Source organism: Nocardioides sp., from assembly GCF_004803405.1.
GTDB lineage: Bacteria > Actinomycetota > Actinomycetes > Propionibacteriales > Nocardioidaceae > Nocardioides > Nocardioides vastitatis.
Genome location: NZ_SSXI01000090.1, coordinates 1 through 6,282, shown reverse-complemented (window position 1 = coordinate 6,282; position 6,282 = coordinate 1). Strand labels below are relative to the sequence as shown.

Below are 6,282 nucleotides of genomic sequence, written 5' to 3'. Positions count from 1 at the left end.
GTCAGGGCGGGGGCCGCTGCGCGGTCGCCGCGGGCGGTCGCCCGCGCCTGCGTGATCAGCAGCAGGATCCCCGCGGCGAGCAGCATCGCGACGACGATCGCGGCGGCGACCGCCACCGGAGGAGAGCTCTCGGCGGCGCCGACGCTGCCGTCGATCAGCCGGGCGAGCCAGTCGATGATCCGATCGAGGATGTCGGCGTCGTAGTACTCCGGGCGCGCCAGCTCGCGGCCCAGCAGTGAGCGGGCCTCGTCGCCGTCAGGGTCGAGAGGCGGCTCGACTCGCAGCGCGAGCGCGGGCAGCACGGCCGGTCCGTTCATTCGGTGGCGATCCCCACCTCGCGCATGAGGTCGACGTCGAAGGCCTCCTTGCGCATCCGGAGGTCGACGTACTGCACCGAGGCGACGGTGGAGAGGAACGGCGCGACGAACGCGTTCTGCGCCACCAGCGCGATGGCCTGGGTGAGCACCAGCAGCAACGCTGCGTACTCCGGCACCGCCAGCGCCCCGATCTGACCGACGAGCGAGACGGGCGTCGAGAGCATGGTCCCGGCGACGCTGCCGATCAGCACGGTGAGCAGGGCGATGCCGAAGGTCCGCCAGAACTGCCGCGCGGTGAGCGTCCAGCCACGGCCGATCGCACCGAAGACGCCGACGTTCTCCAGCATCAGGGGCGGCACGGGCAGGTAGTAGGCGCGGATCCACAGCCAGCAGCACAGGCAGATGAAGGCCGGCACGCTGATCAGACCCCAGGCGAGGATCACCGGCCACGCGTCCTGCGCCACGAGGACGACGACCACCCAGAGCAGGACGTAGGCCACCACCAGGGCCACGAACGCGAGGTTGATCAGGAAGGTCAGGCCCAGCAGACGCCAGCGCTTCCCGTGCGTCGCGGCCCACGCCTCACCGAGGCTGAGCCGCTTTCCGACCGCGGCGGCCCGCGTCACGTGGGCGATCATGCCCGTCACGAAGACCACGCCCACCTGTGCCAGAACCAGGGAGAGGAGCAGCGAGCCGTAGGCCGCGAGGACGCTGAGCACCTCGACGATGCCGGCCTCGGGGCTGGTCTCTCCCGAGGCATCGATGGCGACGCCGACCGTGAACGTGAGGATCGTCGTGATCAGGACCGGGATCACCATCGCCACGGCCGTCACCATCACCGCCGCGCCGACCGTGGCCTTCGGGTTGAACCGGATGATCCGGAAGGCGCCGTCGTACATGTTGCCGAGCGTGAGTGGCCGCAGCGGGAAGGCGCCCGGCTTGTGGGCAGCGCCCAGCATCCCCGGCAGGCCGCCCGGTCCGCGGCCCGGTGAGACATACGGTGCGTACGACGTCCCGGCCCCGGGCGGGGCCCCCCAGCCCGGCGGGGGACCGCCGGCAGCGCCCACGGGTGCCTCCGTCGGCTGGGGGGCGCCCGGCGGCGGGTAGTGGTGCGGCGCACCGTCGGTCATCGTGCTCCTCGGTCGTTCGGGGGTGGCGTCATCCTCGCACCCGACCCCATCCGTGGCTGGTCATCTACCCAAGGAGCCGACGGTTCGAACCGGTCGCGCCTGCTGATTTGGTGTGCCACGCGAACTCTGCCAAGATATCCAGGTTGCTCCGGCGGGTCGTCGGGGTGCGCACCATCTTGTCTACTGAATCGTGTCTCCCGCGCGGAGCGGTCGGGTTCGAGCACTGAACCCGGACAAACCGGAGCCGCGGCGAGCGTGTTCGGTGGACGACGTTGGTCGCACCGCACGCCTCCGGGATCCCAGCAGGGGATCTCGTGGGTGAGACCCGATCAGCCACAACAACAGCTCCACTTCCCCCAGGGGAGACGTGTGTGCCCGACAGGCGCGACACGCCCGACCTCGGGGGTCGGAGCTGAACAGGACCCCGGTCGAACGACACAGAAGGACGAGAGAGACCTATGGCGGGACAGAAGATCCGCATCAGGCTCAAGGCCTATGACCACGAGGTGATCGACACCTCGGCGCGAAAGATCGTGGACACGGTGACCCGCACGGGTGCCAAGGTCGCCGGCCCCGTGCCGCTGCCGACCGAGAAGAACGTCTTCTGCGTCATCCGCTCGCCGCACAAGTACAAGGACTCGCGCGAGCACTTCGAGATGCGTACGCACAAGCGACTCATTGACATCATCGACCCCACGCCGAAGACCGTCGACAGCCTCATGCGGCTCGACCTCCCGGCCGGTGTCGACATCGAGATCAAGCTCTGAGCTCTGAGGTAGATCGACATGACCACTGAACGCAACGTCAAGGGCCTCCTCGGCACCAAGCTGGGCATGACCCAGCTCTGGGACGAGAACAACCGGGTCGTCCCGGTGACCGTGATCGCCGCCAACACCAACGTGGTGACCCAGGTCCGCCAGCCCGAGCCGGACGGCTACAGCGCCGTCCAGATCGGTTTCGGCGAGATCGAGGGCCGCAAGGTGAACAAGCCGCAGTCGGGCCACTTCGCCAAGGCCGGTACGACGCCGCGCCGCCACCTCGTGGAGATCCGCACCGCGGACGCCGCGACCTACACCGTGGGCCAGGAGCTCCCGGTCGACACCTTCGAGGCCGGTGAGGTCATCGACGTGACCGGCACCAGCAAGGGCAAGGGGTTCGCCGGCGTCATGAAGCGTCACGGCTTCTCCGGCGTGGGCGCGTCGCACGGTGCCCACCGCAACCACCGCAAGCCCGGGTCGATCGGCGCGTGCGCCACGCCGGGTCGTGTCTTCAAGGGCATGCGCATGGCTGGCCGGATGGGTACCGACACCATCACCACCCAGAACGTCACCGTGCACGCGGTCGACGTCGAGAAGGGCCTGATCCTCCTCAAGGGCGCCGTTCCCGGTCCCAAGGGTGGCGTCGTCGTCCTCCGCTCTGCCGCGAAGCTGGCCGAGCCGATGAGCCGGAAGGCCTGATCGACATGGTTAACACTGTCTCCGTCGTCAAGGTTGATCTGCCCGCCGAGATCTTCGACGCTGAGGTCAACATCCCGCTGATCCACCAGGTGGTCATCGCCCAGCAGGCTGCTGCGCGTCAGGGCACCCACGCCACCAAGACCCGCGCCGAGGTGCGGGGCGGTGGCCGCAAGCCCTACAAGCAGAAGGGCACCGGCCGCGCTCGCCAGGGCTCGACCCGCGCACCGCAGTTCGCCGGCGGTGGCGTCGTCCACGGCCCGCAGCCGCGCGACTACAGCCAGCGCACCCCCAAGAAGATGAAGGCTGCCGCCCTGCGCGGTGCCCTCTCCGACCGGGCCCGCAACGAGCGGATCCACGTGGTCGACTCCCTGGTCACCGGCGACAAGCCGTCGACCAAGGGCGCACTCACGTCGCTGTTCGCGCTGAGCGACCGCCGCAAGTTCCTCGTCGTGCTCGAGCGCGCCGACAGCATCACCTGGCTGTCGCTGCGCAACGCGCCCGAGGTGCACATCGTGGCGGTCGACCAGCTCAACACCTACGACGTGCTCGCGAGCGACGACGTGGTGTTCAGCAAGGCTGCGTTCGACCTGTTCGTCTCCGGCGGTGGCACCACCGAGGCCGCCGAGAAGCCGGCCAAGGCTGAGAAGGCCGAGAAGGTCGAGAAGGCCGAGAAGCCCGCCAAGGCTGAGAAGGCCGAGAAGCCCGCCAAGGCTGAGAAGGCCGAGAAGCCCGCCAAGGCCGAGAACGCTGACGCCGAGGAGGACAACTGATGAGCACGCTGCACAAGGACCACCGCGACGTCCTGATCGCGCCGGTCGTGTCGGAGAAGAGCTACAGCCTCCTCGACTCGAACAAGTACACGTTCGTGGTGCGCCCCGACGCCAACAAGACCGAGATCAAGATCGCGGTCGAGAAGGTGTTCGGCGTCAAGGTCACCTCGGTCAACACCCTCAACCGGCCTGGCAAGACCCGACGGACCCGCAACGGCATCGGCAAGCGCAAGGACACCAAGCGCGCGATCGTCAGCCTGGCCGAGGGTCACCGCATCGACATCTTCGGAGGTCCGGTCTCCTGACCGGGCGCCTGGACAAGGACTGAAGAGACATGGCAATCCGTAAGTACAAGCCGACCACCCCGGGCCGTCGCGGCTCGTCGGTGGCCGACTTCGCCGAGATCACCCGGACCACGCCGGAGAAGTCGCTGACCCGTCCGCTCCCGAAGAAGGGCGGCCGCAACAACCAGGGTCGGATCACCACCCGACACCAGGGTGGCGGTCACAAGCGGGCCTACCGGATCATCGACTTCCGTCGCTACGACAAGGACGGCGTGCCCGCCAAGGTCGCTCACATCGAGTACGACCCCAACCGCACCGCGCGCATCGCGCTGCTGCACTACGCCGACGGCGAGAAGCGCTACATCATCGCGCCGAAGGACCTCGCCCAGGGTGCTCGGGTGGAGTCCGGCGTCGGCGCCGACATCAAGCCCGGCAACAACCTGCCGCTGCGCAACATCCCCGTGGGTACCACGATCCACTGCGTCGAGCTGCGTCCCGGTGGCGGTGCCAAGATGGCCCGTTCCGCAGGCAACAGCGCGCAGCTGGTGGCTCGCGAGGGCTCGCGTGCCACGCTGCGCCTGCCCTCCGGCGAGATGCGCTTCGTCGACGTCCGCTGCCGCGCCACCGTCGGCGAGGTGGGCAACGCCGAGCAGTCGAACATCAACTGGGGCAAGGCCGGCCGCATGCGGTGGAAGGGCAAGCGCCCGACCGTCCGAGGTGTGGTCATGAACCCGGTCGACCACCCGCACGGTGGTGGCGAGGGCAAGACCTCCGGTGGTCGCCACCCGGTCTCGCCGTGGGGCAAGCCCGAGGGCCGTACGCGCAAGCGCAAGGCCAGCGACAGCCAGATCATCCGTCGCCGCAAGTCCGGCAAGGGTAGGAAGTAACTGATATGCCTCGCAGCCTGAAGAAGGGTCCCTTCGTCGACGACCACCTCATGAAGAAGGTGGAGTCGGAGAACGACAAGGGCACGCACAACGTCATCAAGACCTGGTCGCGCCGCTCGATGATCATCCCGGCGATGATCGGCCACACGATCGCGGTCCACGACGGACGCAAGCACGTGCCGGTCTTCATCTCCGACTCGATGGTGGGCCACAAGCTGGGCGAGTTCGCCCCGACCCGCACGTACCGCGGGCACGTGAAGGAAGACCGGAAGGGACGTCGTCGATGACTACCACTGACCGCCGGCGCACCAGCGCCCGCCGTGAGTCGCTGCTCGGCGACCAGCCCGGTGCCTTCGCCTCCGCCCGCTTCCAGCGGATCACCCCGATGAAGGCGCGCCGCGTCGTCGACCTGGTCCGTGGCCTGCCCGCGGACGAGGCGCTGACGCTGCTGCAGTTCGCGCCCCAGTCGGCCGCCGAGACCGTCTACAAGGTTCTCGAGAGCGCCGTCGCGAACGCCGAGACCACCGAGGGCCTGCCTGCGGGCGACCTGGTCGTCTCCGTCGCACGGGTCGACGAGGGCCCGACGATGAAGCGGTGGCGGCCGCGTGCGCAGGGCCGGGCCACCCGGATCAACAAGCGCACCAGCCACATCACGATCGCGGTACAGCCAGCAGACGTTGTTGTCGCGAAGTCCAAGAAGGGGGCCAAGAAGTAATGGGTCAGAAGATCAACCCGAACGGCTTCCGCCTCGGTATCTCCACCGACCACAAGTCGCGTTGGTACGCCGACAAGCTGTACAAGGCCTACGTCGGCGAGGACGTCGCCATCCGCAAGCTGCTCAGCAAGGGCATGGAGCGGGCCGGCATCGCCAAGGTGGAGATCGAGCGCACCCGTGACCGGGTCCGTGTCGACATCCACACCGCGCGTCCGGGCATCGTGATCGGCCGTCGTGGCGCCGAGGCCGACCGCATCCGCACCGAGCTGGAGAAGCTCACCGGCAAGCAGGTTCAGCTGAACATCCTCGAGGTGAAGAACCCCGAGATCGATGCTCAGCTGGTCGCCCAGGGCGTCGCCGAGCAGCTGTCGGGTCGCGTGCAGTTCCGTCGCGCGATGCGCAAGGCCATGCAGACCTCGATGCGCTCCGGTGCCAAGGGCATCCGGATCCAGTGCTCCGGCCGCCTCAACGGCGCCGAGATGTCGCGTACCGAGTTCTACCGCGAGGGCCGGGTTCCGCTGCACACGCTGCGTGCCGACATCGACTACGGCTTCTACGAGGCCCGCACGACCTTCGGCCGCATCGGCGTGAAGGTCTGGATCTACAAGGGCGAGGTCGCCGGCACCCGTGCCGAGCGTCAGGCCCAGGCTGCCGCCCGCGCCGGTGTCCCCGGCCGCGGTGGCCGTCCCACCCGTGGCGGCGAGCGTCCGACCCGCGGCACG

9 protein-coding genes and 1 pseudogene are annotated in these 6,282 nt (G+C 68.7%); 8 read left to right on the top strand and 2 right to left on the bottom strand.

The annotated features are described in order from the left end of the window. Both E7Z54_RS06615 and E7Z54_RS06610 read right to left on the bottom strand, forming a co-directional pair. Window positions 1–317, bottom strand: a pseudogene (locus E7Z54_RS06615) (hypothetical protein); the annotation flags it as partial. Further along, window positions 314–1,447, bottom strand: a complete 1,134-nt coding sequence (locus E7Z54_RS06610) for a hypothetical protein (RefSeq protein ID WP_136432210.1) — start codon at window positions 1,445–1,447, stop codon at window positions 314–316. The pseudogene E7Z54_RS06615 and the gene E7Z54_RS06610, both read right to left, overlap by 4 nt. 458 nt (window positions 1,448–1,905) lie before the next feature. Between E7Z54_RS06610 and rpsJ the strand changes: the two genes are divergently transcribed. The 8 genes from rpsJ to rpsC form a co-directional block, all read left to right on the top strand. Then, a complete protein-coding gene (gene rpsJ / locus E7Z54_RS06605) occupies window positions 1,906–2,214 on the top strand; it encodes a 30S ribosomal protein S10 (RefSeq protein ID WP_007078637.1) in 309 nt (102 codons plus the stop codon). An 18-nt stretch (window positions 2,215–2,232) separates the two neighbouring features. Beyond that, the gene (rplC, locus tag E7Z54_RS06600) at window positions 2,233–2,904 is read left to right on the top strand and encodes a 50S ribosomal protein L3 (protein WP_136432209.1); all 672 of its coding nucleotides are present in this window, start codon (window positions 2,233–2,235) and stop codon (window positions 2,902–2,904) included. A 5-nt stretch (window positions 2,905–2,909) separates the two neighbouring features. Next, window positions 2,910–3,674, top strand: coding sequence for a 50S ribosomal protein L4 (gene rplD / locus E7Z54_RS06595; protein WP_136432208.1), 765 nt, complete (start codon window positions 2,910–2,912; stop codon window positions 3,672–3,674). Continuing rightward, a complete protein-coding gene (gene rplW / locus E7Z54_RS06590) occupies window positions 3,674–3,979 on the top strand; it encodes a 50S ribosomal protein L23 (protein WP_136432207.1) in 306 nt (101 codons plus the stop codon). The genes rplD and rplW overlap by 1 nt, the downstream gene beginning before the upstream one ends. A gap of 29 nt (window positions 3,980–4,008) precedes the next feature. After that, window positions 4,009–4,845, top strand: coding sequence for a 50S ribosomal protein L2 (gene rplB, locus E7Z54_RS06585; RefSeq protein ID WP_136432206.1), 837 nt, complete (start codon window positions 4,009–4,011; stop codon window positions 4,843–4,845). Between the two features lie 5 nt (window positions 4,846–4,850). Further along, entirely contained in the window at window positions 4,851–5,132 is a 282-nt protein-coding gene (rpsS, locus tag E7Z54_RS06580; RefSeq protein WP_136432205.1) for a 30S ribosomal protein S19, read from the top strand. Next, window positions 5,129–5,560, top strand: a complete 432-nt coding sequence (gene rplV / locus E7Z54_RS06575; protein ID WP_136432204.1) for a 50S ribosomal protein L22 — start codon at window positions 5,129–5,131, stop codon at window positions 5,558–5,560. The genes rpsS and rplV overlap by 4 nt, the downstream gene beginning before the upstream one ends. Continuing rightward, a partial coding sequence (gene rpsC / locus E7Z54_RS06570) for a 30S ribosomal protein S3 (protein ID WP_136432203.1) occupies window positions 5,560–6,282 on the top strand: 723 nt, incomplete at its 3' end. The genes rplV and rpsC, both read left to right, overlap by 1 nt.